The following is a 1,145-nucleotide window of genomic DNA, read 5'->3' as shown; positions in this document are numbered from 1 at the left end:
ATGGCAAAAGAACATTTTGACAGAAGCAAGCCGCACTGCAACATTGGCACCATCGGCCACGTTGACCACGGTAAAACCACCCTGACCGCCGCAATCTGCACGACCCTCGCTGCCCGCGGCCTCGCCGCCGCCAAGCGTTTCGACGAAATCGACAACGCTCCCGAAGAAAAGGCCCGTGGTATCACGATCAACACTTCTCACGTCGAATACACCACTGCAAACCGTCACTACGCTCACGTCGACTGCCCGGGGCACGCCGACTACGTGAAGAACATGGTGACCGGTGCTGCCCAGATGGACGGCGCCATCCTCGTCGTGGCCGCTACTGACGGCCCGATGCCCCAGACCCGCGAACACATCCTCCTCGCTCACCAGGTGGGCGTGCCGAAGATCGTCGTGTTCATGAACAAGGTCGACATGGTCGACGACGCCGAAATCCTCGACCTCGTCGAGATGGAAGTCCGCGAACTTCTCTCCAAGTACGAATTTGACGGTGACAACACCCCGATCATCCGCGGTTCCGCCCTCAAGGCCCTCGAAGGCGACCCTGCCTACCAGGACAAGATCATGGAACTCATGGACGCTTGCGACACCTACATCCCGCTCCCGCAGCGCGATACCGACAAGCCGTTCCTGATGCCGATCGAAGACGTGTTCACCATTACCGGCCGCGGCACTGTCGCTACCGGCCGTATCGAACGCGGTATCGTCCGCCTCAACGACAAGGTCGAACGCATCGGTCTCGGTGAAACCACCGAATACGTCATCACGGGCGTGGAAATGTTCCGCAAGCTCCTCGACGACGCCCAGGCCGGTGACAACGTCGGTCTTCTCCTCCGCGGCGCCGAAAAGAAGGACATCGTCCGTGGCATGGTTCTCGCCGCCCCGAAGTCCGTGACCCCGCACACCGAGTTCAAGGCAGAAATCTACGTCCTCACGAAGGACGAAGGTGGCCGCCACACGCCGTTCATGAACGGCTACCGTCCGCAGTTCTACTTCCGCACCACCGACGTTACCGGCACGATTCAGCTTCCGGAAGGCGTCGAAATGGTGACCCCGGGTGACACCGTCACGATCCACGTGAACCTCATCGCCCCGATCGCCATGGAAAAGCAGCTCCGCTTCGCTATCCGCGAAGGTGGCCG

At 60.8% G+C, this 1,145-nt stretch carries 1 protein-coding gene; it reads left to right on the top strand.

Going from position 1 to position 1,145, the window contains the following annotated elements; translation table 11 throughout:
• A partial coding sequence (tuf, locus tag BUA44_RS14950; RefSeq protein ID WP_072813656.1) for an elongation factor Tu occupies positions 1 to 1,145 on the top strand: 1,145 nt, incomplete at its 3' end.

Source organism: Fibrobacter sp. UWR3, assembly GCF_900143055.1.
Classification (GTDB): Bacteria; Fibrobacterota; Fibrobacteria; order Fibrobacterales; family Fibrobacteraceae; genus Fibrobacter.
Note: the sequence above shows the minus strand (reverse complement) of the source record. Positions and strands in the feature narration are given on the sequence as shown.